Consider the following 23480-nt stretch of genomic DNA (forward strand, 5'->3'; position numbering starts at 1 on the left):
CCGGGAAGGCTAGCGCCTAGCACCCAAGTCCCGCAATTCGTCGAATGGCAAAGCCTCCATGCGTTGCGGGTCGGGAGGCGATCGAGGCGCAGGCGGGGATAGACCGCGATCTTATCCCCGGTGCTGTCGGCGGCCTCAGAATGGTGCGCTTCCGACCGGGGAGCACGCCATGCCGAACCTGCCGTATCGTCCATCCAGCAACAGCGCGCGCTGGCGCGAGATCGTCCTTCTGCGCCGCCGGCTCGTCTCGCTGAAGGCGCAGGCACGCCTGCTCCGGCATGAGCTCGCCCGCAAATACAATCCCGACCAGCCGCGCGTGCCGGCCGGCAATGCCGATGGCGGGCAATGGACCAGCGGCGGAGGCGGCGGCGACCCCACGCTGACTGGAACCGATTTCCTGGGCGATCTCGGAAGTGCCTTCTCGGCTGCATTGAGCTTCGGCGATGTGGTCGCCGATACCAGCGGCGAGGAGAGCTGGGCCTTCTATCAGGACGCCACGCGCAACGACGGTTCGCTGGCCGAACGCTCTGTCGTCAACCGCGATGGCTCGACAATCCAGTCCGAATTCGCCGAGCCCGACAAGCCAAGTGACTGGGACGAACGCCACATCGTCACCCTGCCCGAAGGTGGCAAGACCACCTTCGAGACCGCGGACCGCACCCAGACGATCCGGGACGGCGACCCGGATGGTGAAATCGTCTCGCGCTCGACCTGGACCGAGCGCGGGCCAGAGCGTGAGGCGACCGTGCACGAGGCGTTCGCACCGGCGATCGTGCTCGCTCCAGGCGCGGCGCAAACCACGATTACCTCAGCACTGACGCTCTTCACCTGGCTATCGGCGCGGAACAAGGTCGATGGGCTGGAAGCGACCATTGCTTTCAACGCCCGAGATTATCGCCCCGGTGAGGCGCCCGGCTTCGACCTTGGCTATGTCGGCCAGATCAGCCGTTCCGAAGCGGAGGCAGCCTGTCGGTATCTGCCCGAGCTACAATCCCGCCTAGACGCTGCTGTTGCGACGGTCGGCCCTGCAAACAAATATCCGTCCATGGCCGTCTACGGAACGTACGTGCATACGAATATGAAGAACCAAATTATAACGCAGAATTATCCTGATTTGAAAGCCGAACGATCGTTCTTGAAGGAATCATACGAACCGACCTCGGAAACTCTGCGCCGGTACGGCTATCCCGATACGGTACGTTATGATGCATACGAGCTTAGAGCCGACGGAACGCTTTGCCTCTACGACTTCAAAGCAGGCAGACGCGGGCTTTCTCTTGTCCGCTCCGATATTATGGCCAATGCAGCGCGATATGGCTTTGCTAGCGCGCGCCGGATCATCGTCCTCGAAGTCAGGCCGAGCAAATGACATCGAAGAAGCAAATCGCCGACTTCCTGGATACATTGGTAGCTCGGCACCACGACTTGGTACGTTATGGGCCGTTTGTCATCCTCAAGCCCCTCCGCCACATCATCCGCACGATCTCGATCGACCGCACGAGCATATCGGACCTGCCGCAGTTCTTCTTCTCGATCGGCTACACCTGCGACCCCTGCGCAACCTTGCAAGGCTTTTGGCTCGAAGAATTTTCAACGGCACGGGACCAGCCGCGATACTGGTCTCAGCCGCACTTCAAGGACGCATTCCTCCAAGCCGTGGAGGAACGCATCTTACCGATGCTGAGGTCGATCGAAAGCTTCCATGCGCTTCTAAGCTTCGATCAGAATAGAGAATTCGGCTACCGCGAGACAGTCAACTCACCGTTACATAAAGTTCAGCTGGCTTCAGCGATGGGGCGTTTTGATGATGCGCTCGAGACCGCGCGTTGGATGGCGCTGCACCCCCGAAAATCTCGCTACTGGTCGGAGGGTAGCTATGCGCTCATTGTTGACTATCTCGCTCCCTTACTGGAAGCGCGAGACGAAGCCGGTATTGCGGCCATGTTGCACGACTGGGAGATGAAGACGATCCAGAAGATCGGAGTCTTGCCGATCTTCGAGCAGGTACCATTCCCGTTCGAACTCGGCCGGAGCCGTTGATGGGGAACCTCAATTCCGCGTCGCGGTCGCTGTCACGCCCGGATCGACCTTGAAGCTCGAGGCCTCGATCACCGCGGTGCCGATCATCGTCTTCACGGATATGCGCACCGGCAGCATCATGTTGGTGCCGGCGACGGGCGCAAGCCAGGTCGAGATCTCCTTGTTCTCGGCCATGAACTTGGTCGCGGGCCGCAGCGCCCGGTGGCCGGCGATCGGAACATAGCGCGCCTGGCAAATCGAGACCGGGCCGCTATAGCCGTCGATCTTGATTTCGCGCGTGCCGGAATAGCTCAGCTTGATGTCGTAGCGCGCCGCGCCGTCGAAGATCGCCAGCGTGCGGTTGCAGGCCGCCGCGCCGCCATTGCGGCCGGAAGCCTCGATCGGCATCAGGAAGGCGCTGAGCGGGTCCATGATGTTGCGCTGATGCTCGTCCTTGAGCGGGACGCGATCGGGCTTGGCGTCGATCGGCGGCTCGATCGCCAGCGCCTGCACCGCATTGCCGCCGAGCGCCATGCGCACCGTCCGGCTTTCACTGGAATTGGCCGAGGACACCGCGAAGGTGGTAGGCGAGAGCCGGCTGCCGTTGAGATTGCCGGTCGCGGTGCCCGAACCGCGCCCGCCGGTGAAGCTGCCGACGAGGCCGGTCAGCTTGGCGGTGGCGTCGAGCTTGTAGCTGCCGCCGGTGATGCCGCCGGCCAGATTGGCCTTGCCGAGCGAGAGGCCGAGCAGGCTGACGTCATAGGTCGCGTCGAGCGAGGCCGCCTGCGCGGTCGGCGCCGGCAGTGCGAGCATCAGCGCCGCGATCAGGGCGCTGCTGGCAGGCGACAGAGCGAGCTTCATCTGGAGGCTCCGGGCGCGACGGGTATCGTCGCATGCACTGAGATTCGGTCCGAATCGTGACTGGCTTCGCGCCAGCTTGGCGGGATAATGGTTACCGAGATGTTTCCGGGCGCTTTACGTGCGACCTGCCTTGACGGGCTGTCACCGGACCGTTATAGACCGCCCACTTCAATTTGACTTCCGGTGCTCGCCTGCCGGCACGTCGCGTGTCGGCATTTTGCGTTGAGCATTCGGAGATTTTGGGAACACGATCATGGCCCGCCGTTGCGAACTGACCGGGAAAGCCACCCAGACCGGCCACCTCGTCAGCCACTCGAACCGCAAGACCAAGACGGTCTTCCGGCCGAACCTCGTCAACGTCACGCTGCAGTCGGACACGCTCGGCCGTTCGGTCCGCCTGCGCGTCTCGGCGAATGCGCTGCGCACCGTCGACCATCGCGGCGGCCTCGACGCCTTCCTGGTCAAGGCTCCGGCCGGCGACCTGTCGACCGGCGCGCTCGCGCTGAAGCGCGACATTGAGAAGAAGCTCGCCGCCAACTGAGCGCAGGTTTCCCTCGGGATTGAATGAAGCGGCCGCAAGGCCGCTTTTTTCGTTCGTCTTCCCGTCATGGTCGGGCATGTCCCGATCATCAACGTCTTCCTTCGTGAAGCGTGGTGTTCAAGACGTGGATGCTCGCCACAAGGGCGAGCATGACGGCTGAGCCTCCTCCGGCCCGAGCATGACGCCCGGCGCTACTGCGCCAGCTCGAACTCAAGCAGCACGGTGCGCTGCAGGAAGGTCGAGAAGTTGTCGTCCGAGATCAGGGTGATGATCGTCCGCCCGTTCTCCTCATGGACCGCCATTCCCTCCATATTGTCGATCTCCTGGCCGAGATCGGCCTCGATCAGCAGCGGTCCGTCCAGCTTCGCCCCCGGCCGGATCGTGCTGCCGGCGATGCGGCGGATACGTAGGCCGACGCCGCGCAAAGGCTTGTACCAGCGCTCCAGCAGCAGCATGTCGCCGCCCGGCAGGAAGGCGAGGTCGGTGATGTCGTAGCCGTCACGCCGGATCACCTGCAGCGTGCCCGGCTGGCGCCCGCCGATGACGAAGCCCGTGGTCGGCTCGTCCTCGCGACCGGAGCGCTCGGAGATCGCGATCAGGGCACCGGCGAGCGGTTGGCCGGCCGGCAGCACGCCGAGCGCCTCCAGCCCGCGATTGCTCGGCAGGCGCTTCAGTGCGGGCGGCGTCGGCACCAATTGCGCCCTGGCTTCGACGCCGTGACGGGCGAAGTCGAAGCGCAGTATGTCATGGGCGCGCTCGACGCCGATAAAGGCGGTGCTGCCCTGCATAGCGAGCGATTCGGTATCGTAATAGCGCGAGCGGTGCAGCGGCTTGCCGGATGCCCCGAGAATCGGCGCGAGCTCGGCCTCCTCCAGCCCGGCGAGCTTGCCATGCTTGCCCCGCGCAAGCTTTGCTGTCAGCCAGAAGCCGTTGTCAGTGATGGCGATGAGACGAATACCATCAGGCGAGCGCCACAGTCCCGAGAAGCCGCCGAAGCGGGGGTGGCTCCCGGTCGATTGAAGCCCGCCGCGGAAGATCAGTTGGCCGAAGCGCGTCTTCGTCGGATCGCCAGGCTCGAAGCTGCCGATCGGCCGGGAGGAGATGCTGACCGGGATACGCCCGGGTTCGAGGCTCTGCGCCCGCGCAGGCAGGCCGAGAGCCGCCGCGCCGAGGCCGGCGAGGACGCTGCGGCGGCTCAGGCTCATTGCAGGCGGCGCGAGCCCCGCGAGGACGCTCCGCCGGCATCCTCCTCGAACAGTTCCGCCAGCTTCTCGGTCATCACGCCGCCGAGCTCCTCGGCGTCGACGATGGTGACGGCACGGCGGTAGTAGCGGGTGACGTCGTGGCCGATGCCGATCGCGATCAGCTCGACCGGCGAGCGCGTCTCGATCTCGGCGATGACATGGCGCAGATGCCGCTCGAGATAGCTGCCGGCATTGACCGAGAGGGTGGAATCGTCGACCGGCGCGCCGTCCGAGATCACCATCAGGATCTTGCGCTGCTCGGAGCGGGCGAGCAGGCGCTTATGCGCCCAGTCCAGCGCCTCACCGTCGATGTTCTCCTTGAGCAGGCCCTCGCGCATCATCAGTCCGAGATTCTTGCGCGCCCGCCGCCATGGTGCATCGGCCGCCTTGTAGATGATGTGCCGGAGATCGTTGAGGCGGCCAGGATTGGCCGGCTTGCCTGATTGCAGCCAGCTCTCGCGCGAGAGCCCGCCCTTCCAGGCGCGGGTGGTGAAGCCGAGCAACTCGACCTTGACGCCGCAACGCTCCAGCGTCCGTGCCAGGATGTCGGCGCAGGTCGCCGCGACCGTGATTGGCCGGCCGCGCATCGAGCCGGAATTGTCGATCAGCAGCGTCACCACAGTGTCGCGGAAATTCGTGTCCGATTCCTGCCGGAAGGAGAGCGGCTGGAACGGGTCGATGATGATGCGCGGCAGGCGTGAGGGATCGAGCGCGCCCTCCTCCAGGTCGAACTGCCAGGAGCGGTTCTGCTGTGCCATCAGGCGGCGCTGCAAACGGTTCGCCAGGCGCGCGACCACGCCCTGCAGATGCGCGAGCTGCTTGTCGAGATAGGCGCGCAGCCGCGTCAGCTCCTCGGCGTCGCAGAGCTCCTCGGCGGTGACGATCTCGTCGAACTTCTGGGTATAGGCCTTGTAGTCGGTCTGCGGCCGGTCATTGGCGCGGCTTTCGCGCGGACGCGGCGCCTCGCCGGCTTCCTCGGCCTCGGAATTCTCGTCTTCCTCGTCCCAGTCGCCGGCCGGGGCGTCGGCCGCCTCGGAGGCGCCCTCCTGCAACTCCTCGGCCGCGTCCTCGCTGGTCTCGGTCTCCGAACGCTCGCCCTGGCTCTGCTGCTCGGCTTCGCCTTCTTCCTGCTGCTGCTCGTCGGAGGATTGGTCCTGATCGTCCTCGTCCTCTTCGGCATCGTCGCCCTGGCTCGACTGCTCGGCCATGTCGAGCGAGACGAGCAGGTCGCGCACGGTGCGGGCGAAGGCGCGCTGGTCCTCGATCGACTTCGCCAGCCGGTCGAGATCATCGCCCGCCTTGGCCTCGATCTGCTCGCGCCAGAGATCGACCAGCTTCTGCGCCGCCTTGGGCGGCTTCAGGCCGGTCAGGCGCTCGCGCACCATCAAAGCGAGCGCATCCTCCAAAGGCGCATCGGCGCGGTCGGTGATCTCCTCATAGCGGCCGCCGCGATGATAGCGGTCCTCCAGCATCGCCGAGATGTTGCCGGCGACGCCGCTCATCCGGCGCGAGCCGACGCATTCCACGCGTGCCTGCTCGACCGCGTCAAAGACGGCGCGGGCGGCATCGCCCTCGGGCGCGGCGCGGCGATGGATCGCGTTGTCGTGGCAGGCGAGGCGCAACGCCATCGAATCGGCATGGCCGCGCAGGATCGCGACGTCGCCCGCGGTGAGCTTGCGCGGCGGCTCGGGCAGGCGGGCGCGCTCGCCGACCAGCGACGGCTTGTCGGCCGCAAAGACGATTTCCATCTCCGGCTTGCGCGCGATCGCCTTCATCGCGCCCGAGACCGCCCGCTTCAGCGGCTCGGCCGGCGCTTCCTTCGGGGTTCCGGGCTTGCGGTTGGAGATGCTCATAGCGCCTTCATGAAGTGGTGGAAGGTCTGCCCGGCCACAGGGTAGTCCTCCATGCGGCCGCATTCGCGATAGCCCATGCGGGGATAGAAGCCCGGCGCCTGGATGCTCATCGTGCCCAGATAGACGCCGCGCGCGCCATAGTCGCGCGCCGCCTGCTCGGCCATCGCCAGCAACGCCTCGCCATGGCCGGCACCGCGATGGGCCTGGTCGATCCAGAACAGGTCGACATAGAGCCACTCCCATTTCAGCTCGCCGATGAGGCCGCCGACCATGGCGCCGCTCTCGTCGCGCAGGCTGAGCGCCAGGGGCTCGGCATTGCGCGGGCCGACCCTGGCCTCGTTATGGGCGGCGAGCCCGCGCAGCACGGCCTCGCGCGTCGCGGCGACATCCGTCTCGCGCTGGATCGTGGCCTGCTTGCTGTCGGCGGCGCTCACGGCGTGCTCCTTCAGCGCGCGCGCCCGTCATACATCGTCGGGCTCAACTCGGTTGGCTCGACGCCGGCGAGGCAGCGCGCATTGATCGCAACCATAGGCGTGCCGTCCGGCATCGAACCGCGCGCGAAGGATTCGATGCCGCAGCTCTCGCAGAACAGGTGCTGGATCTTCTGCGTATTGAAGCGGTACTCGGTCAGGGCATCCTCGCCCTTGGTCAGCGCGAAGCTGGTCGCCGGGGAAAAGGCCAGCACGGAGCCGCGGCGCTGGCAGTACGAGCAGTTGCAGGTAATCGTCTGGCCGAGATCGGCCTCGACCTCATAGGCGACCCTGCCGCAGTGACAGCTTCCTTCGTACCGGGCCATGCCAGGCCTCCCGTTGTCAGCTCAGGACGACGTTGACCGCGCTTTCCGGCAATTCCTTGCCGAAGGAGCGCTGGAAGAACTCCGCCACCAGCGTGCGCTCCATCTCGTCGCACTTGTTGAGGAAGGTGACGCGGAAGGCGAAGCCGACATCGCCGCCGAAGATCGCCGCGTTCTCGGCCCAGGTGATGACGGTACGCGGGCTCATCACGGTCGAGAGGTCGCCGTTCATGAAGGCGTTGCGGGTGAGATCGGCGACGCGGACCATCTTGTTGACGATGTCCTTGCCCTCCGGCGAAGCCTGATAGTGCTTCGACTTGGCGAGCACGATCGCGACCTCGTTGTCGTGCGGCAGGTAGTTCAGCGTGGTGACGATCGACCAGCGGTCCATCTGGCCCTGGTTGATCTGCTGGGTGCCGTGATAGAGGCCCGAAGTGTCGCCGAGGCCGACCGTGTTGGCGGTGGCGAACAGCCGGAAGGCGGCGTGCGGGCGGATGACGCGCTTCTGGTCGAGCAGCGTCAGCTTGCCGGACTGCTCGAGCACGCGCTGGATCACGAACATCACGTCCGGGCGGCCGGCATCGTACTCGTCGAAGACCAGCGCGATGTTGTTCTGCAGCGCCCAGGGCAGGATCCCGTCCTGGAACTCGGTGATCTGCTTGCCTTCCTTCAGCACGATCGCGTCCTTGCCGACGAGGTCGAGGCGCGAGACATGGCTGTCGAGGTTGACGCGCACGCACGGCCAGTTCAGCCGCGCGGCGACCTGCTCGATATGGGTCGACTTGCCGGTGCCGTGATAGCCCGAGATCATCACGCGGCGGTTATGGGCGAAGCCGGCGAGGATCGCGATCGTGGTGTCGCGGTCGAAACGGTAGTCCGGATCGAAATCCGGGACGTGGGCCTCGGGCTGCGAATAGGCCGGCACCTCCATGTCGGACTCGATGCCGAAGACCTGACGCACCGACAGCTTCATGTCGGGCATGCCGGGGGCGGAGGCAGTCGTTGTTGTCATCATTCTTCTCCGGGCGCAGGACCGGGGCCGGTCAAGACCCGGTGTCCTCGTGAGCCGACCGAAAGGGAGGCGTGTACAACCTCCTTAGATCGAAAGCTTTGGGCCGGCAATTCGCAAGAGGCATGCCGTCCCTTCGCCGGCATGCATTCACGCACGGCTCGCGAGCAGCCCAGCGATCGCCGCGATGGCGCCCCTTCCCCCGTCGAGATCGACCTTCGCGGCCCGAGGAGCGCCCCGCGCCAGCGCCGTCTCGATGGCAGCCGCGAGCGCCTGCGGCCCGTCGGCGAGATTCCCAACGCGCGCCAGCCCCGCCCGTTCCAGCGCGGCGGCTCGCAAGGCCTGCTCGGTCTCGTTACCGGCGTCGAAGGGAACGAGCAGCGCCGGCCGCCCGGCCTGCAGCAGGTCAAGCACCGTATTGTAGCCGGCCTGGCTGATCGACAGCGAGCAGGCGGCGAGCAACGCCGGGAAATCCGGGCGCGCCCATTCGACCCTGGCGTTGTCAGGAGCCGATTGTCGCAGGGCGGTAAAGTCGGCCTCGGAGACGCCGCGGCCGATCAGGAGATGGAAAGACCGCTGCGGCAAGAGCTGCGCTGCTCCGAGCGCCATCTCGAAGAGCGGCAGGGCGGCAGCCGAACCGCCGCCCGAGACGAGGATCGCGCCCGAAAAGCCGCCGGCTCCGCTCGATGACGCAGGCGGCTCCGCCAGATAGCCAGTATAGATGAGCTTCTCGGCGATCTCCGGCGTCACTGGCCAGGAGGCTTCGAGCGGCAGGACGCCTGGGTCGCCATGGACCAGCACCGCATCGAACGACCCGGCGATCCGCTCCGCCGTCTCGGCCAATCGGTCCGGGCGCTGCGGCGCGACCAGCACGTCGCGGATCGACGACAGGACGAGCGCATCCGGATTGGCATCGCGTGCTGCCGCGATCAGCGCCAGGAACTCGCTGGCGAGCTGGCGCCGCCCGAACGGAAAATGCTCGGTGACGACGATATCGGGCGAAAGCTCACGCGCAAGTGCGACCAGTTGCTCGCGCCGCGCGGCAAGCCGCTCCGGCGTTGCGGTCTTACCATGCTCATCGAGCAGATTGCGGAAATCGGTGCCTTCGGTACGCACCGGCGGCAATTGCACGAAACGGTAATCCGTTGCCGCCTTGCCGTCCGGCATGCCACCGCTGGCGAGCGTGACCTCGTGCCCCGCTCGGGCCAGCGCTCGCGCCAGCTGACGCGCCCGCACCAGATGGCCGATGCCCAGCAGATGCGTGACCGCGATCAGGATGCGCGCGCTCATGGCGCGGCGGCGCCCTTGCCGGCGACCGCCTCACGCAGCGCCCGATACACCCGCTCCAGCCCGGCTTGCGCCGAGAACGCGGTCCTCAGCCTATTGAAGGCCGCATCGCCGAGCTTCGCGCGCCCTTGCGGATCGCGGGCCAACCCGTCCAGCGCCTTGGCCAACGCCGTGACGTCGCCCGGCCGGAGCAGCAGCCCCTCGCGGCCATGCTGCACAAATTCCGGGATGCCGGCGAAATCCGTCGCGACGATCGGCAGGGCCTGGCTCGCCGCCTCCATCACCACATTGGGCAGGCCGTCGCGGTCGCCATTCTCGGCCTGTTTCGAGGGCAGGACGAAGAGATCGGCCTCGCGCAAGGCCGCGATCACCGCATCCTGTGCCTGCGCGCCGCGCCATTCGATCCGCGAAGCAAGGCCCAGCGCCCCGGCTTGTGCCTTCAAGGCGGAAAGCATCTCACCGCCGCCGATATGGACAAGGCGCCAGTTCAGCTCCGCCGGCAGGAGCGCCAATGAGGCGAGCAGGTCATCAAAGCCCTTCTTCGCCACCGCCCGGCCGATGGTGATGAGCCGCACCGGCGCGGCCGGATCGGAGCCGTCGCGCGGCGCCCTCGCATCGGGTGGCGCCGGAAACCGTGAAAGATCGAGCCCGTGATAGAGCAGCGCGACCTTGTCGGGCCTGTCGGCGAGGCGGGAAAGCTCGGCATGGCCGTCGCGGGTACAGGTCACGCCCCAGTGCGCATCGGCGATCTTCTCGCGCTTCTCCCAGTCCGGCGTCGTCCAGATGTCCTTGGCATGGGCCGAGAACGACCAGGACAGGCCCCGGCTCAGCGCCGCATAGCGGATCACCGAGGCCGGCGTGTGCAGGTAGTGCACATGGAGATGGCGGGTCCCAGCCGGCAATTCGCGCGCCATCACGCAGGCCTGGCCGAAACGGCGCAAGCGGTTGCGCGTGCGATCACGGGCAAGATCGCGCAGGAAGACGCCGAGCAGCCTGACGATGCTCGGCCGCGCAACGGCCCGAGCGATCCCGCGCAGCACCCTCGGCCAGTCATCGTGCAGATATTCCGGCAAATAATGCAGCGGCGCCGTGATCTCCTGGTGCATCATGTGACGGGCGCCATCGGTCGGATGGCGCAGCGACCAGATCGCGAAGGACAGGCCTAGTCTCTGCAGGCCGAGCAATTCCTGGGCGATGAAGGTCTCCGACAGGCGCGGATAGCCCTTCATCGCGATCGCGACCGCCGGCCCCTCGGCCCCCTCGGTGCTCATCTGCGGCCGATCAGCATGAAACGGGTGTAGTTCTTGCTCGGCAGCGCCCCGCAAAACCACAGTTCCGACAGCCCCGCCTGTTCCTTGAAGGCGTCGAGCGAGGGCACGCAGCTGCGGTGATCCGGCTCGCGAAAATAATCGTTCGATTGCAGCAGCAGCGGCAACCCGGCGGGCAAGCCGGCGATCCAGCCGGGCACGTCGGGCAGATGTTCGCAGCTGGTGTTGATCACAAGTCCCGGACGCCCGCCTTCGACCTGCTCGAAATCGAGCCCCATCATATCGGCGGTCACTGCCCGGAAACGCCCGGACGCGACATGGCGATGGTTGAGAATCTCGGCGATCGGCGCGCAGCGTGGATCCATGTCGAGGCTCACCACGCGCGGGATCGTGAGACGGTCGTCGGCGAGCAACATCGTCCCGAGCACGCCATGCCAGGCGCCGAGCACCCAGACGGGTCCATCCGGTTCCGGCAAGACCTCGGCGACATTGTCGACCAGCCAGCGCTTCGAAGCGATCTGCTTGTGGTTGAAGGCGATCGAGAGATCGGCCGGCGCGCCCTTGCCGACGAGCCGAGCCAGATCGGCGACGATCGCATCGCCGGTCAGGGCTGCGACGCCGCGCAGGATATCGTAGAGAGCGTCGGCGGGTAGCGCGCTGGACATGCGGACAAAGGCTGAAGGATGAAGACCAGGGATCAGACGGAACGCGGCGGACCATATGCAGTGTCATCGGCAAAGGCCAGTGCAGCCGAGCCCGACGTTCTGCTGCCGCATCTGGCTTCGCCGGCCGCGGCGTTGCGGCAGGTTCTGGCCGCTCATCTCCTGCGGCGCTGCGATCACATCATCGAGATCGGCGGCGCCGGACGGCCGATCACCGGCTACGTCACGCATCGGCCTGTCTCCGTCACGGTCGTCGATCCGAAGATCCTCCCCTTCGCCGAGGAGCGCTTGAACGGCGCGCCGTGCCAGGTGCGCCATGTCCAGGCCAAGCTGCAGCAACTCGAGCTCGCAGCGCCGCAATCGCCGTTCGGGCTGGTACTGCTCGGCTTGTCGCTCAAACCCTTCGGCGACGGCGAGGCGATCGACGCAAGGCTGCTGGCACTCGTGCGTGCCGCCGACGTCCTGATCCTGGAACATGCGCACGGCCTCGAGCGCGTGCACGGCCAGGTGCCGGCCCTCTTGGCAGAGCGCCAGGATCGGCCGGCGATCGACCTCGACCTGACGATCAACGATGCTGCGCTGGTTCAGGCCGGCTATCAGCGCCGGCGCTTCCTCGCGTTCGGCGCGTTCTGACGCTCAGACCGGCTTTTCGTCGACGACTGCCGGCGGCGCGCCGCGGCCCTCGTCACGCGCCTCGTCAGCCCGCGGATAGGCGGCCGGCGTGCTGCCGAAGGCGTAGACCTGCATCGGCTTGTCGCGGCCCTTGACTGCGATCTTGTGCGGAACGGTGTCGCGATAGCTGCGGCCGGTCGCGCTCACCGTCTCGGCGGATACGACGATGTCGGACAGGAGCCGCCGCGTCGCCGCCTCGAGCTGGCTCGCGATCATCACCGTCTCGCCGACGGTGATCTCGCGCCGCCCCATGCTTTCGTTCTCGACCGCGCCGACGATCGCCTGGCCGCCATGGATGCCGATGCCGATGCGCAGCGGCAAGGGCAGGGCATTGGAATATTCGCGGTTGAGGGCCTCGACGGCGCGCACCATGTCGCCGGCCGCCGCGATCGCCGCCGCGCCAGCCCGCGCCGGTGTGGTCTCCAGCCCGAACGCCGCCATCAGCCCATCGCCATAGATCGCCTCGATCCGCCCGCCATGCGCCGCGATCGCCTGGGACATCTCGTCGTAGAAGCGGTTGAGCAGGTTCATCAGCTCATGCGGCAATTGCCGCTCGGAGAGCGCGGTGAAGGCCCTGAGGTCCGCGACCATCACCGTCAGCCCTTTCTTGCCGATCCGGTCGTCGGGGTCGATGGTGCCGCTCGGGCCGGCGCCGCGCTGTTTGGCGGCGAGCAGGATCTGGACCTGCAGGTCGCGCTTCGGCCTGATCTGGCAGGCAAGCCGGACATGGTCGCCGGCCGAGATCCGGCGCAGCAGCCGCGCCTCGTTCGGGCCGGGTGGCGGCAGGTCGTCGGCTCCGTCGAGCACCAGCACGCGACAGGTGGCGCAGCGCGCCCGTCCGCCGCAGAGCGCTGCATGGGGAATGCCGAAGCGCCGGAAGATCTCGAGCAGGGTCGGGCCCGGAACCACCCGGCGTACGCCATGGCCGACGAAGCGCACCGCAATCGCGCCGAGCGCGCGTGCCCGAAGCTCGCGCAGCACGACGAAGCCGGCGAAGCCGCCGATCAGGCCGAAGAAGGCGCGCTTGGCCCAAGTTACGTTCAGGTTGAACATCTCGACCTGCTGGGCGGTGTAGAGCTCGGGCGGCAGCGCCATCATCTGCGCCTCGCGGCCCGCCACCGAAAAACCGATAATGGCGAGCAGCGGGATCAGGATCGCGGTCAGAAGGAAAGGATCACGCCAGCGCAGATAGGTCTCGCGCGCCCGGAAGGTGAAGTGCAGGCCGATCACGCCATGCGTCCATACCAGCAGCAACAGGAAGCTTTGAGACAGGGCGAGACCGGGCCAGAGCCGGCGCAGCACGGCGTGATAGCTTTCGTCCTGCCCGAACAGGGTGCCCTGCACCCGCGTGCCGACGATATGATCGATCAGGAAGATCGGGATCGCGACGCCGAGCACGATCTGGACAACTTCGCGCGCGGGCATGCGGAAGGTCCGTCGCTGCGCGACGCGCAGCAGGGCAAAGACCGGGTGGACGACCAGCGAGCCGTAGAGGGCGACCGTGCCGACCCAGCTGTGCCAGAACCAGTAGCGCCAGCCCTGCGCCGCCTCCATCGTGGCGAGGCCGAAGATGCCGAGGGCATGATTGAGGAAATGCGTGGTCGCGAAGACCATCAGGATGCAGCCGGAGGCGAAGCGGATATCGCGGCTCCAGGACGACATCTGGTCGAAACCGGAGGCTGCTGGCTTGCCCCCGACCGGCGTGCTCGGAACCGCTGTCATCGACGTACCAGGCGCTTCAATGGGTCTTCTCGCCGTGCAGGACGGAATCCGCCAGCCGGTAGAGGCGGCCGGCAAGATCGCGTGAGAGCGCGACCGAGAACTCCGGGATGTTGTCGAGCAATTCGAAGAACAGAGCCCGGGGCAGCCTGAGCGCCACCACGTCGGTCTTTGCGGAGAATCTCGCGGCGTAGGTCTGGTTGCACAGCAGCGGCACGTCCCCGATCAGGCTGCCTGTCGCAATCCGGAAGGTCTTCTGCCTCCCGTCGGCGAATTCATGCGAGAGTTCGACCTCGCCCTCCAGCACGCAATAAACCTCTTCCGGCTTGTCACCCTCCTCGGAGATGACGGCTCCAGCCGGAAAATAGAGCCGCTCGCCCATCAGCGCGAGCAGCTTCAGCCGCGGCCCCGGCAACCCACGGAACAGAGGGATCGACTTCAGGCAGCTGATATCGTTCTCGAGCGTCATGTCCTTGCCTCGATCGGCATCGCGCCATTCAGCGGCGGCGCCTCGTCCAGCTCTTCATCCGCCTCGTCGACGACGCCGTCCGCACCGATCATCCTGGCAGCGGCCCCATTGAAAACGATCTTCTGTGGGATATCGGCAGCCAGCCCCTGATCGGTCAAGAGCAGGAACAACGTCCGGTCCCGACAATAGTCACCGATACGGCGGATCAAGCCACGTGGATCAGGGCAGGTGACGACGAACGCATCGAGATCGAGCACCAGGATATCGGGCCGCTTGATCAAGGTTTGGGCGAGCGGCACCATCAGGCGCAGGCGCAGCGGCAGATACCGGCCACGCGGGCCGACATCGGTATTGAGTCCGAGCCGATAGGCGGCCGAGTCGAGGCCGGCGCGCGACAGGGCCGCCCGAGCGATCTCTGCGACCTTGCGCCCGGCATCGGGCACGCCGAAGCCGATACGTCCGAACAGCAGGTTGTCGCGCACGCTCGCGCCGTGGATCACGCCCGCCGGATCGTAGAACTCGATCTCGTCGGCCTTCTCGCCCGGCAGATAGGTCTTGAAGCTGTGCCGTGCCCGCAGCACGCGCCGCCGCAAGGCGATATCGAGCAGGTTGAGCCGGTGCTTGGGTTCGACATAGCCGAGCGCCAGAGCGATCAGCTCACGCTGCACGCTCGGGTCGAGCGGGCTGCGCCTATCATGCCGCCGTAGCGCCTCGGTGAGCTCGCCGAGCTTCTCAAGATCGACCTCGCCGCCGAATGCGTAACGCTCGAACAGGACATGGCCCTGTGGCAGGCCGGCGAAGATCTCGACCAGGGTCGCCGCGATGCGCCCACCGATCTCGGCGAGCGGCTCCTCCAGCGCCTCGGCCTGCAGCATCGAGCGGGCATAGGCATCCTCGAGCAGAAAATCGGCCGGCTGGCGGCCATTGCGCATCGCGCCGAAGACGAGATTCTCCGCGATCGTCGCATTGGCATTGTAGCGGTCGAGGTCGAAGACCTCGATCAGCCCGCCGAGCTTGGTCTTGGCAAGTTCGGCAGCGACCACCTCACGCGCCTCGATGATGCGCTCGGCAGCGCCCTCGGGCAGGGGCGCGATCACCTTGGCGTCGAGGCCGAGCTCATAGACTTCGTCGGCGCAGCCGAGCGTGTCGAGCACGGCGAGCAGGCGCTCCTCCAGCCCGTCCTCGCCCTCGAGCCCGACGCCCTCGTAGTCGGTCCAGTCCGCGGTGAAAGGAAGCGGAGAGTTTCCAGCCCGCAGCGCCTCGATGAAGCGGCGATGCTCCTCCTGGTCGACGCTCCGATCCGGCTTGACCACTGGTCGTCTGCGCTTCAGGGGCAGCAGGATGTTGTCGCGCAGGGAGCCGTTGATGATCTCGACGTCCGGACCGGCATAGCCGATGAGGTAGCTCGCGCGCTCGACGCTGATCGCGGACAGCGGCTCGCCATCGATCAGGACGCGGCCGCTATAGCTCATCGTCTGCCGGCCGAGGATGCGGCCGAGCGTGTCGCGGCCGCCGCCGGCCGGCCCGATCAGCGCGACCTCGCCTGGCCGGCGCAGCGTCAGGCTCAGCGGCGACAGCAGTGGCTGGCCGCGATTGTCGACCATCTCGACCTTGTCGAGCCGGATCTCGCCGCGCGGCGGCAGCGGCACGATCTGGCCCTTCTCCTCCAGCAGGACCGCGTCGGTAGGGCTGAACTGCTGGATCACCTGCTCGTATTTGATGGTGACGTCGTTGCGCTGCTGCTCCCAGTCGATCAGTTCCTTGATCGGCGGCGGCAGGTCGCGATAGGCCGCGATGACCGCGACCAGCTGGCCAATGTCGAGCCGGCCCTGCAGGGCGAAGAAGCCGCCGATCGCGTAGAAGAAGAACGGCGTGATCTGCGCCATCAGGTTATTCAGGAACTTGACGGCGAATTTGCGCTTGTAGAGCGCGTAGCGGATGTCGAACAGCGCTCCCAGCCGCCCGGCGATGTCCGACTGGATATAGGAGGTCGCGCCGTTGCCCTGGATGGTGGGCCCGGCATCGACGATCTCGCCGATCCGGCCCGCGAGCTGGCGCGAGGCGATCTGGCGCTCGCGGCCCAGCCTGAGCTGCTCCTTGCGCAGGATCGGGATGATCACCGCCTGCATCAGCACGATGACCAGCGCGATCGAGCCGAGCCAGACGCTCTGCATCATGATGAAGGCAAGCGCGGTCAGGGCTTGGCTGAGCAGGAACGCCGGCTGGATGAAGGCGTCGCCGACGAAGCTGCCGATCGGCTCGACCTCGTCCTTGATCATGCTCGCCACCTCGGCCGGCTTGACCGAGCGGATGTCCTCGGGCCGGAAGCGCATCAACTGGCCGAACAGATCGTAGCGCATACGCCGGAGCATGCGCTCGCCCAGCACGCCCTTCTGCAGGTTGACGACATATTTGAAGCCGCCGTTGATCAGGACGAGGGCAAGGAAGTAGAAGCTCAGCGTCAGGAGCAGGCCGACCTGACTGACCTTGAAGCCCTCGAAGAGCTGGACGCTGCCGCCGCCGAGAAACTCCGGCCAATGCAGCGTCCAGTCGAACACCGTCGCCGTCGTCTTTCCGTCCTTGAAGGCGCCACCCTGGATCGCATCGTTGACGATGCGCTTTGGCACGTCGAAGGACAGCCAGTTGAACGGGATCGAGGCGAGGATCACCAGCAGAACAATGATCTGCTCCCGGCGGCTCTTCTGCCAGACGTAACGGAAGAGGCTTCTCTCCAAGGGGCTTTCCCATCCCGCATCCGGACGCGCGGACACTGTGCCGGTTCACCCCCATATGGGGGCAGTTCACGACAGGGCGCAACAAGCTACGGGACTCGACAAGTCTGGTAATTTCAAGTTCGGTCGGGTGAGGCGGCGCGTCGGGAGCGCCCGCTATGTTACAAGGTCGTCATCGAGACAGGACAAGGACGGAGGGACGGACGGACGGACGAAAGCGCCGCATGACCGCGAAAGGCGAAACGTTCGGTGGCAAAGGGATCCGGATGACGGCGTCGATCGTTGGTCCGGCAACGCGAACATCAGGGGACGACGGCGTCAGCCGCAGATGAACATTCTCGAGATCAACGACCTGCGGATCGGCTTCACCATCCACGGCTTCGCTCGCGATGTCGTGAAGGGCGTCGATTTCCGCATTCCGGCCGGCAAGACCGTTGCGCTCGTCGGCGAGTCCGGCTCGGGCAAATCGGTGATCTCGCAGGCGATCATGGGCCTGTTGCCGCGCGCCGGCGCCATCACCGGCGGCAGCATCCTGTTCCGCGATCCGCAGACGCCCGACGCCGTGATCGACATCGCCACCCTACCGGCCGAGGGCAAGGAGATCCGCGATCTGCGCGGCGGCCGAATCGGGATGATCTTCCAGGAGCCGATGTCCTCGCTCTCGCCGGTCCACACGATCGGCAACCAGATCGAGGAGGCGCTGCAGTTGCACCGGCCCATGCCGAAGCCTGAGGCGCGTGCGCTGATCGAGGCGATGCTGAAGCGCGTCGGCTTCAAGGACCCGGCCCGCGCCTACGGCTTCTACGCCTTCGAGCTCTCGGGCGGCCTGCGCCAGCGCGCCATGCTCGCGATGGCGCTGATCTGCCAGCCGGCGCTGCTGATCGCCGACGAGCCGACGACGGCGCTCGACGTCACCATCCAGGCCCAGGTGCTCGACCTGATGCGCGATCTCCAGGCCGAGATGGGCATGGCGATCCTCTTGATCACCCATGATCTCGGCGTCGTCGCCAACATGGCCGACGAGGTGGTGGTGATCTACCATGGCGAGATCATGGAGAGCGGCCCGGCCGAGGACATCTTCCGCCGCCCGCAGCACCCCTATCTCAAGGCTCTTCTCCAGGCCTCGCCCCATTTCGACATGCAGGAGGGCGAGCGGCTGGTCGCTTTGCGCGAGGCGCGCCCGCGCGCCCCGGCTGCGCCCAAATCGGCGCCGGTCCAGCATGACGCCGTCCAGCAGGCGCCGCTGCTCTCCGTGCGGCATGTCACCAAGACCTACACGACCCGTTCGAGCCGCTTCTTCGGCAAGGGCATCACCTCGACCGTCACCGCCGTCAACGATGTCAGCTTCGACATCGAGCGTGGTGAATGCCTCGGCCTGGTCGGCGAGAGCGGCTGCGGCAAGACCACGCTCAGCAAGGTGATCATGCGGGCGTTGACGCCCGATTCCGGCGAGCTGCGCTTCGACGACGGCAAGGACTGCACCGACATCCTCTCGCTGCGGGGCGAGGAGCTGCGCCGTTTCCGCCCGAAGCTGCAGATGATCTTCCAGGACCCGGTCTCGTCGCTGTCGCCGCGCATGACCGTGATGAACATCCTGCGTGAGCCGCTCGTCATCCATGAACGCGGCAACGGCGCCGAGCAGAAGGCGCGGGTCAAGGCGCTGATGGACGATGTCGGGCTCGATCAGCGCTTCCTCTCACGCTATCCGCATTCCTTCTCCGGCGGCCAGCGCCAGCGCATCGGCATCGCCCGGGCGCTCGCGCTCGATCCGGAGCTGATCATCTGCGACGAGCCGGTCTCGGCGCTGGACGTCTCCGTCCAGGCCCAGATCCTCAATCTGCTCAAGGACCTGCAGGCCGAGCGCGGCCTGACCTTCCTGTTCATCTCGCACAATCTCGCGGTGGTGAACTATATGGCCGACCGTATCGCGGTGATGGCGAACGGGCGCATCGTCGAGCTCGCGCCGCGCCACACCCTGTTCACCGCGCCGGTCCATCCCTACACCAAGGCGCTCCTGAAATCGGTGCCCTTCGCCGATCTCGACCGCAAGCTCGACTTCAAGCTGGCCGCGCCTGGCGGCGCCTCCGACACGCGGCACTGGCCGGCCGGCTTCAAGCCCGATCCCGAGGGCGAGGCGCTCACCCATCTCGACCTCGGCGCCGGCCATCTCGTCCTCGCCAAGCCCGGCGCCGATGTCAGGGAGTTAGCCTGATGCGGATGGCACGCAGGAGTTTTCTCCTCGGAACCGGTGCCGCCCTCCTTGCGCCGCGGCTCGGTCTCGCCGGCGTCGAGACGCTGATCGACAGCCCTGCGCTCGCCGATCAGGTCGCGGGGGGCAAACTGCCTGCTCTCGCCGAGCGCCTGCCGACATCGCCGCGTTTGATCGAGGTGGCGGCGATGGGTCGCTCGCCCGGCCGGCATGGCGGCACCATGCGCATGCTGATGGGCGACCAGCGCGACATCCGCATGATGACGATCTACGGCTACACCCGCCTCGTCGTCTATGACGACAAGCTCGAGCTGGCGCCGGATGTGCTGGAGAGCTACGAGGCCGAGCAGGGCCGCATCTTCACCTTGCGCCTGCGGCCCGGCCATCGCTGGTCGGACGGGCATCCCCTCACCGCCGAGGACTTCCGTTACTGGTGGGAGGACGTCGCCAACAACAAGCGTCTTTCGCCGGGCGGGCCACCGCAGGCCATGGTGATCAGCGGCGAGAAACCCAGCTTCGAGATTCTCGATCCGCAGACGATCCGCTATTCCTGGTCGCAGCCGAATCCGGTCTTCCTGCCCGCGCTCGCCGGCGCCCAGCCGCTCTACATCGCCATGCCGGCGCACTATCTGAAGCAGTTCCACCAGCGCTATGCCGGCAAGGAGGAACTCGAGCAGAAGGTCAAGACGACCCGCGTCAAGGACTGGGGCTCGCTGCACGAGCGCTTCTCGCGCCAGTACCGGCCGGAGAATCCCGACCTGCCGACGCTCGACCCCTGGCGCAACACGACCAGCATTCCCGCCGAGCGCTTCACCTTCGTTCGCAATCCCTATTTCCACCGGGTCGACGAGAATGGCCGGCAGTTGCCCTATGTCGACGAGGTCACGCTGACCATCGGCAGCTCGTCCCTGATCCCGGCCAAGACCGCCGCCGGCGACGCCGATCTGCAGGCCCGCTATCTGCGCTTCGAGGACTACACCTTCCTCAAGAGCGCCGCGAAGCGGATGAATTTCGAGGTCAAGCTGTGGAAGCGGGCCGAGGGTGCCTCGTTTGCCCTGATGCCCAATCTCAACGCGATCGATCCGGTCTGGCGCGACCTCAACCGCGATCTGCGCTATCGCCGCGCGCTCTCGCTGGCGATCAATCGCCGCGACATCAACCGCGTCATCTTCTTCGGGCTCGCCAAGGAGAGCGGCAACACCGCGCTGCCAGAAAGCCCGCTCTATGACGAGACGCTGGCGAAGCTCAACATGACGCCGGACCTGGCCGAGGCCAACCGCCTGCTCGACGAGATCGGTCTGTCCAAGCGCGACGGCGAGAAGATCCGGCTGTTTCCGGATGGACGGCGCCTCGAATTCACCATCGAGACCGCCGGCGCCTCGACCGAGGAGACCGACATCCTCGACCTGATCAAGCAGGATTTCATCGCGATCGGCATCAAGATCCACCCGCGCTCGAGCCAGCTCGACGTCTTCCGCCGCCGCATCCTCGCCGGCCAGACGATCATGTCCGGCTGGACCGGCATGGACAATGCGCTGGTCGCCGCCGAGATGGAGCCCGACGCTTTGGCGCCGACCTCGCCGAGCCAGTTCAACTGGCCGCGCTGGGGCCAGTACTTCGAGAGCGGCGGCCGCGAGGGCGAGGCTCCCGACATTGCCGAGGCGAAGGAGCTCGTCGCGCTCTACCGGGCCTGGCGGCATTCGACCACGCATCAGGAGCGCCGGGAAATCTGGCAGCGGATGCTGAAGATCAACGCTGAGCAGCTGTTCACCATCGGCGTCGTCAACGCGACGCTGCAACCCGTCGTCGTTTCCACTCGGTTGAAGAACGTGCCCGACAAAGGGCTTTACAGTTTCGAGCCCGGCGCCTTCTTCGGCCGCTACATGCCCGACACCTTCTGGTTCGAGGGGAAATAGCGTGCTGCTGAAGTACATCTTCAAGCGCATCCTGGTGATGATCCCGACGCTGTTCGTCACCAGCGTCCTGATCTTCACTGTGATCAACCTGCCGGAGGGCGACTATTTCGAGACCCTGGTCGCCGAGATGCAGGCGCAGGGCGAGAAGGCCGACATGAGCCGGGTCGAATTCCTGAAGAAGGAGTACGGCTTCGACAAACCGCCGGTCGAGCGCTATTTCTGGTGGGTCACCGGCCTGCTGCGCGGCGACATGGGCTATTCCTTCGAGTATCAGCTGCCGGTGCGCGACATCGTCGGCGACCGGCTATTGCTGACCATGGTGGTGTCTTTCTTCACCATCATCTTCACCTGGATCGTCGCCTTTCCGATCGGCATCTATTCGGCGACGCACCAGTATAGCTGGGGCGATTACGGCCTCTCCTTCATCGGGCTGATCGGCCTCGCCGTGCCGCATTTCCTGCTGGCGCTGGTCTTCCTCTATTTCGCCAATGTCTGGTTCGGCACCTCGATCGGCGGGCTCGTCGACCCGCAATATCTCAACCAGCCGATGAGCTGGGCCAAGTTCAAATCGGTGCTGGAGCACCTCTGGATCCCCGTGATCATCATCGGCGCCGGCGGCACCGCCGGCATGATCCGCTCATTGCGCGCCAATCTGCTCGACGAGCTCCAGAAGCAGTACTACGTCACCGCCCGTGCCAAGGGCCTGCCGCCGGGCAAGGCGCTGCGCAAATATCCCCTGCGCATGTCGCTCAACTTCTTCATCTCCGACATCGGCGACATCCTGCCCTCGATTGTCTCCGGTGCCGAGATCGTCGCGATCGTGCTCTCGCTGCAGACCACCGGTCCTCTGCTGATCCGGGCGCTGCAGAGCCAGGACATGTACCTCGCCGGTTCCTTCCTGATGTTCCTCTCCTTCCTGACCGTGATCGGTGTGCTGATCTCCGACATCGCGCTCGCCATCCTCGATCCACGCATCCGCCTGCAGGGGACGGCGACCAAGTGACCACGCCTTCCGCCCCGCCTTCCTCTGAGCCGCTGGCGCATCGCTGGTCGACCGCGCCCTTCGAACCTTATGCGGTCGAGAAGATGTCGCCCGAGCAGGAGCGCGTCTATCTCGCCCCGCAGTGGAAGCTGATGTGGTGGAAATTCCGCAAGCACAGGCTCGCGGTGATCTCCGGAATCGTCATCCTGGTGATGTACGCCTCGGCCGCCTTCTGCGAGTTCCTGGCGCCCTATCACTATACGACGCGTAACACCGATTTCATCCGCGCCCCGCGCCAGGAGGTGCATCTCTTCCATGAGGGCAGCTTCATCGGGCCGTTCGTCTACCCTTATGTCCAGCGCCTCAACATGGAGAACCTGAAGCGCGAATACGACGTCGACACCAGCAAGCCGCAGCAGATCCGCTTCTTCTGCCGCGCCGACAATTACGAGTTCTGGGGCCTGATCCCCGGCAATCTCCATTTGATCTGCCCGCCCGAGGGCGGCACACTCTATCTGCTCGGCACCGACCGGCTCGGGCGCGACATGCTCTCGCGCATCCTCTATGGCGGACGGATCTCGCTGACCATCGGCTTGCTCGGCGTCAGCGTCTCCTTCGTGCTCGGCGTCATCATCGGCGGCATCGCCGGCTACTATGGCGGCCGGGTCGACCTCGTCGTCCAGCGTGTCATCGAGATCGTGCAGTCCTTGCCGCATATCCCGCTCTGGCTGGCGCTGAGCGCGATCCTGCCACCGTCCTGGAGCCCGCTGCTGGTCTATTTCGGCATCACCGTGATCCTCGGGCTGATGGACTGGACCGGCCTCGCCCGCGCCGTGCGCTCGAAACTCTTGGCGCTGCGCGAGGAGGACTACGTCGTTGCCGCCCAGCTGATGGGCGCCAAACCGGCCCGCATCATCGGCCTCCACCTTGTCCCAGGCTTCATGAGCCATCTCATTGCCGCCGCGACGATCACCATACCCAAGACGATCCTGGGCGAGACGGCGCTCTCCTTCCTCGGCCTCGGCCTGCGTCCACCGATCACCAGCTGGGGCGTGATGCTGAACGAGGCGCAGAACATCAATGTCGTCGCGCTCTATCCCTGGCTGCTCTACCCTTGCATCCCGGTGATCGTCATCATCCTCGCCTTCAACTTCCTCGGCGACGGTCTGCGCGATGCGGCCGATCCCTATCGCTGACGCCTGCCCGCTCCATTCAAGACCCGCCGTGAAGATCGCTTTCCATAC

20 protein-coding genes are annotated in these 23480 nt (G+C 66.1%); 8 read left to right on the forward strand and 12 right to left on the reverse strand.

What is annotated here, in order from left to right; all coding sequences use genetic code 11:
- The first annotated feature begins 169 nt into the window (after window positions 1–169).
- Window positions 170–1369 (forward strand): hypothetical protein, encoded by a 1200-nt coding sequence (locus ACFPOB_RS20750; protein WP_377800300.1) that lies wholly within the window; start codon window positions 170–172, stop codon window positions 1367–1369.
- Window positions 1366–2040, forward strand: a complete 675-nt coding sequence (locus ACFPOB_RS20755; protein WP_377800301.1) for a hypothetical protein — start codon at window positions 1366–1368, stop codon at window positions 2038–2040. Before ACFPOB_RS20750 ends, ACFPOB_RS20755 begins: the two co-directional genes overlap by 4 nt.
- Before the next feature lie 9 nt (window positions 2041–2049).
- Here ACFPOB_RS20755 and ACFPOB_RS20760 read toward each other — a convergent pair whose 3' ends face one another.
- On the reverse strand, window positions 2050–2880 hold the full coding sequence (locus ACFPOB_RS20760; protein WP_377800302.1) for a DUF3108 domain-containing protein: 831 nt from the start codon (window positions 2878–2880) through the stop codon (window positions 2050–2052).
- A 253-nt stretch (window positions 2881–3133) separates the two neighbouring features.
- Between ACFPOB_RS20760 and rpmB the strand changes: the two genes are divergently transcribed.
- Window positions 3134–3421 carry a 50S ribosomal protein L28 gene (rpmB, locus tag ACFPOB_RS20765; RefSeq protein ID WP_377800303.1) on the forward strand — a complete coding sequence of 96 codons (288 nt, stop codon included), beginning with the start codon at window positions 3134–3136 and terminating at the stop codon, window positions 3419–3421.
- A 191-nt stretch (window positions 3422–3612) separates the two neighbouring features.
- On the opposite strand, the gene ACFPOB_RS20770 is transcribed toward rpmB, so the two are convergent.
- The 8 genes from ACFPOB_RS20770 to ACFPOB_RS20805 form a co-directional block, all read right to left on the reverse strand.
- A complete protein-coding gene (locus tag ACFPOB_RS20770) occupies window positions 3613–4626 on the reverse strand; it encodes an esterase-like activity of phytase family protein (protein WP_377800304.1) in 1014 nt (337 codons plus the stop codon).
- The gene (cobT, locus tag ACFPOB_RS20775; protein WP_377800305.1) at window positions 4623–6518 is read right to left on the reverse strand and encodes a cobaltochelatase subunit CobT; all 1896 of its coding nucleotides are present in this window, start codon (window positions 6516–6518) and stop codon (window positions 4623–4625) included. The genes ACFPOB_RS20770 and cobT overlap by 4 nt, the downstream gene beginning before the upstream one ends.
- Window positions 6515–6952: a GNAT family N-acetyltransferase gene (locus ACFPOB_RS20780; RefSeq protein ID WP_377800306.1), complete on the reverse strand. Its 438-nt coding sequence runs from the start codon at window positions 6950–6952 to the stop codon at window positions 6515–6517. The genes cobT and ACFPOB_RS20780 overlap by 4 nt, the downstream gene beginning before the upstream one ends.
- Window positions 6953–6963: 11 nt before the next feature.
- Window positions 6964–7314, reverse strand: a complete 351-nt coding sequence (locus ACFPOB_RS20785; RefSeq protein ID WP_092157677.1) for a GFA family protein — start codon at window positions 7312–7314, stop codon at window positions 6964–6966.
- A 16-nt stretch (window positions 7315–7330) separates the two neighbouring features.
- Window positions 7331–8323, reverse strand: coding sequence for a cobaltochelatase subunit CobS (cobS, locus tag ACFPOB_RS20790; RefSeq protein WP_092157880.1), 993 nt, complete (start codon window positions 8321–8323; stop codon window positions 7331–7333).
- A gap of 147 nt (window positions 8324–8470) precedes the next feature.
- Window positions 8471–9610, reverse strand: coding sequence for a glycosyltransferase family protein (locus tag ACFPOB_RS20795; protein ID WP_377800307.1), 1140 nt, complete (start codon window positions 9608–9610; stop codon window positions 8471–8473).
- Window positions 9607–10878, reverse strand: a complete 1272-nt coding sequence (locus ACFPOB_RS20800) for a glycosyltransferase family 4 protein (protein ID WP_377800308.1) — start codon at window positions 10876–10878, stop codon at window positions 9607–9609. The genes ACFPOB_RS20795 and ACFPOB_RS20800 overlap by 4 nt, the downstream gene beginning before the upstream one ends.
- The gene (locus tag ACFPOB_RS20805) at window positions 10875–11540 is read right to left on the reverse strand and encodes a class I SAM-dependent methyltransferase (protein WP_377800309.1); all 666 of its coding nucleotides are present in this window, start codon (window positions 11538–11540) and stop codon (window positions 10875–10877) included. Before ACFPOB_RS20805 ends, ACFPOB_RS20800 begins: the two co-directional genes overlap by 4 nt.
- Before the next feature lie 60 nt (window positions 11541–11600).
- Here ACFPOB_RS20805 and ACFPOB_RS20810 point away from each other — a divergent pair, with 60 nt between their 5' ends.
- Window positions 11601–12170 (forward strand): hypothetical protein, encoded by a 570-nt coding sequence (locus ACFPOB_RS20810; protein ID WP_377800310.1) that lies wholly within the window; start codon window positions 11601–11603, stop codon window positions 12168–12170.
- A 3-nt stretch (window positions 12171–12173) separates the two neighbouring features.
- Here ACFPOB_RS20810 and ACFPOB_RS20815 read toward each other — a convergent pair whose 3' ends face one another.
- The 3 genes from ACFPOB_RS20815 to ACFPOB_RS20825 are packed head-to-tail and all read right to left on the reverse strand — an operon-like array spanning window position 12174 to window position 17132.
- Entirely contained in the window at window positions 12174–13931 is a 1758-nt protein-coding gene (locus tag ACFPOB_RS20815; RefSeq protein WP_377800311.1) for an adenylate/guanylate cyclase domain-containing protein, read from the reverse strand.
- Window positions 13932–13947: 16 nt separating this feature from the next.
- Window positions 13948–14397 (reverse strand): cyclic nucleotide-binding domain-containing protein, encoded by a 450-nt coding sequence (locus tag ACFPOB_RS20820; protein WP_377800312.1) that lies wholly within the window; start codon window positions 14395–14397, stop codon window positions 13948–13950.
- Window positions 14394–17132, reverse strand: a complete 2739-nt coding sequence (locus ACFPOB_RS20825; RefSeq protein ID WP_377800313.1) for an ABC transporter transmembrane domain-containing protein — start codon at window positions 17130–17132, stop codon at window positions 14394–14396. Before ACFPOB_RS20825 ends, ACFPOB_RS20820 begins: the two co-directional genes overlap by 4 nt.
- A gap of 325 nt (window positions 17133–17457) precedes the next feature.
- Here ACFPOB_RS20825 and ACFPOB_RS20830 point away from each other — a divergent pair, with 325 nt between their 5' ends.
- From ACFPOB_RS20830 to ACFPOB_RS20845, 4 genes are read left to right on the forward strand one after another with little or no spacing between them, the layout of a single operon-like run.
- The gene (locus ACFPOB_RS20830) at window positions 17458–19341 is read left to right on the forward strand and encodes an ABC transporter ATP-binding protein (protein WP_377800314.1); all 1884 of its coding nucleotides are present in this window, start codon (window positions 17458–17460) and stop codon (window positions 19339–19341) included.
- A gap of 5 nt (window positions 19342–19346) precedes the next feature.
- Entirely contained in the window at window positions 19347–21254 is a 1908-nt protein-coding gene (locus ACFPOB_RS20835) for an ABC transporter substrate-binding protein (RefSeq protein ID WP_377800370.1), read from the forward strand.
- A 4-nt stretch (window positions 21255–21258) separates the two neighbouring features.
- A complete protein-coding gene (locus ACFPOB_RS20840; protein ID WP_377800371.1) occupies window positions 21259–22257 on the forward strand; it encodes an ABC transporter permease in 999 nt (332 codons plus the stop codon).
- The gene (locus ACFPOB_RS20845) at window positions 22254–23432 is read left to right on the forward strand and encodes an ABC transporter permease (RefSeq protein ID WP_377800315.1); all 1179 of its coding nucleotides are present in this window, start codon (window positions 22254–22256) and stop codon (window positions 23430–23432) included. Before ACFPOB_RS20840 ends, ACFPOB_RS20845 begins: the two co-directional genes overlap by 4 nt.
- The last annotated feature ends 48 nt before the right edge of the window (window positions 23433–23480 follow it).

The sequence above is a fragment of the Allobosea eneae genome (assembly GCF_042657265.1).
Lineage (GTDB): Bacteria > Pseudomonadota > Alphaproteobacteria > Rhizobiales > Beijerinckiaceae > Allobosea > Allobosea eneae.

Excerpts from the sequence above, each read along its gene's own strand:
- ACFPOB_RS20750 (WP_377800300.1), top strand. The coding sequence starts at position 170 with ATGCCGAACCTGCCGTATCGTCCATCCAGCAACAGCGCGCGCTGGCGC.
- ACFPOB_RS20755 (WP_377800301.1), top strand. The coding sequence starts at position 1,366 with ATGACATCGAAGAAGCAAATCGCCGACTTCCTGGATACATTGGTAGCT.
- ACFPOB_RS20760 (WP_377800302.1), bottom strand. The coding sequence starts at position 2,880 with ATGAAGCTCGCTCTGTCGCCTGCCAGCAGCGCCCTGATCGCGGCGCTG.
- rpmB (WP_377800303.1), top strand. The coding sequence starts at position 3,134 with ATGGCCCGCCGTTGCGAACTGACCGGGAAAGCCACCCAGACCGGCCAC.
- ACFPOB_RS20770 (WP_377800304.1), bottom strand. The coding sequence starts at position 4,626 with ATGAGCCTGAGCCGCCGCAGCGTCCTCGCCGGCCTCGGCGCGGCGGCT.
- cobT (WP_377800305.1), bottom strand. The coding sequence starts at position 6,518 with ATGAGCATCTCCAACCGCAAGCCCGGAACCCCGAAGGAAGCGCCGGCC.
- ACFPOB_RS20785 (WP_092157677.1), bottom strand. The coding sequence starts at position 7,314 with ATGGCCCGGTACGAAGGAAGCTGTCACTGCGGCAGGGTCGCCTATGAG.
- cobS (WP_092157880.1), bottom strand. The coding sequence starts at position 8,323 with ATGACAACAACGACTGCCTCCGCCCCCGGCATGCCCGACATGAAGCTG.
- ACFPOB_RS20795 (WP_377800307.1), bottom strand. The coding sequence starts at position 9,610 with ATGAGCGCGCGCATCCTGATCGCGGTCACGCATCTGCTGGGCATCGGC.
- ACFPOB_RS20800 (WP_377800308.1), bottom strand. The coding sequence starts at position 10,878 with ATGAGCACCGAGGGGGCCGAGGGGCCGGCGGTCGCGATCGCGATGAAG.
- ACFPOB_RS20805 (WP_377800309.1), bottom strand. The coding sequence starts at position 11,540 with ATGTCCAGCGCGCTACCCGCCGACGCTCTCTACGATATCCTGCGCGGC.
- ACFPOB_RS20815 (WP_377800311.1), bottom strand. The coding sequence starts at position 13,931 with ATGACAGCGGTTCCGAGCACGCCGGTCGGGGGCAAGCCAGCAGCCTCC.
- ACFPOB_RS20820 (WP_377800312.1), bottom strand. The coding sequence starts at position 14,397 with ATGACGCTCGAGAACGATATCAGCTGCCTGAAGTCGATCCCTCTGTTC.
- ACFPOB_RS20830 (WP_377800314.1), top strand. The coding sequence starts at position 17,458 with ATGAACATTCTCGAGATCAACGACCTGCGGATCGGCTTCACCATCCAC.
- ACFPOB_RS20835 (WP_377800370.1), top strand. The coding sequence starts at position 19,347 with ATGGCACGCAGGAGTTTTCTCCTCGGAACCGGTGCCGCCCTCCTTGCG.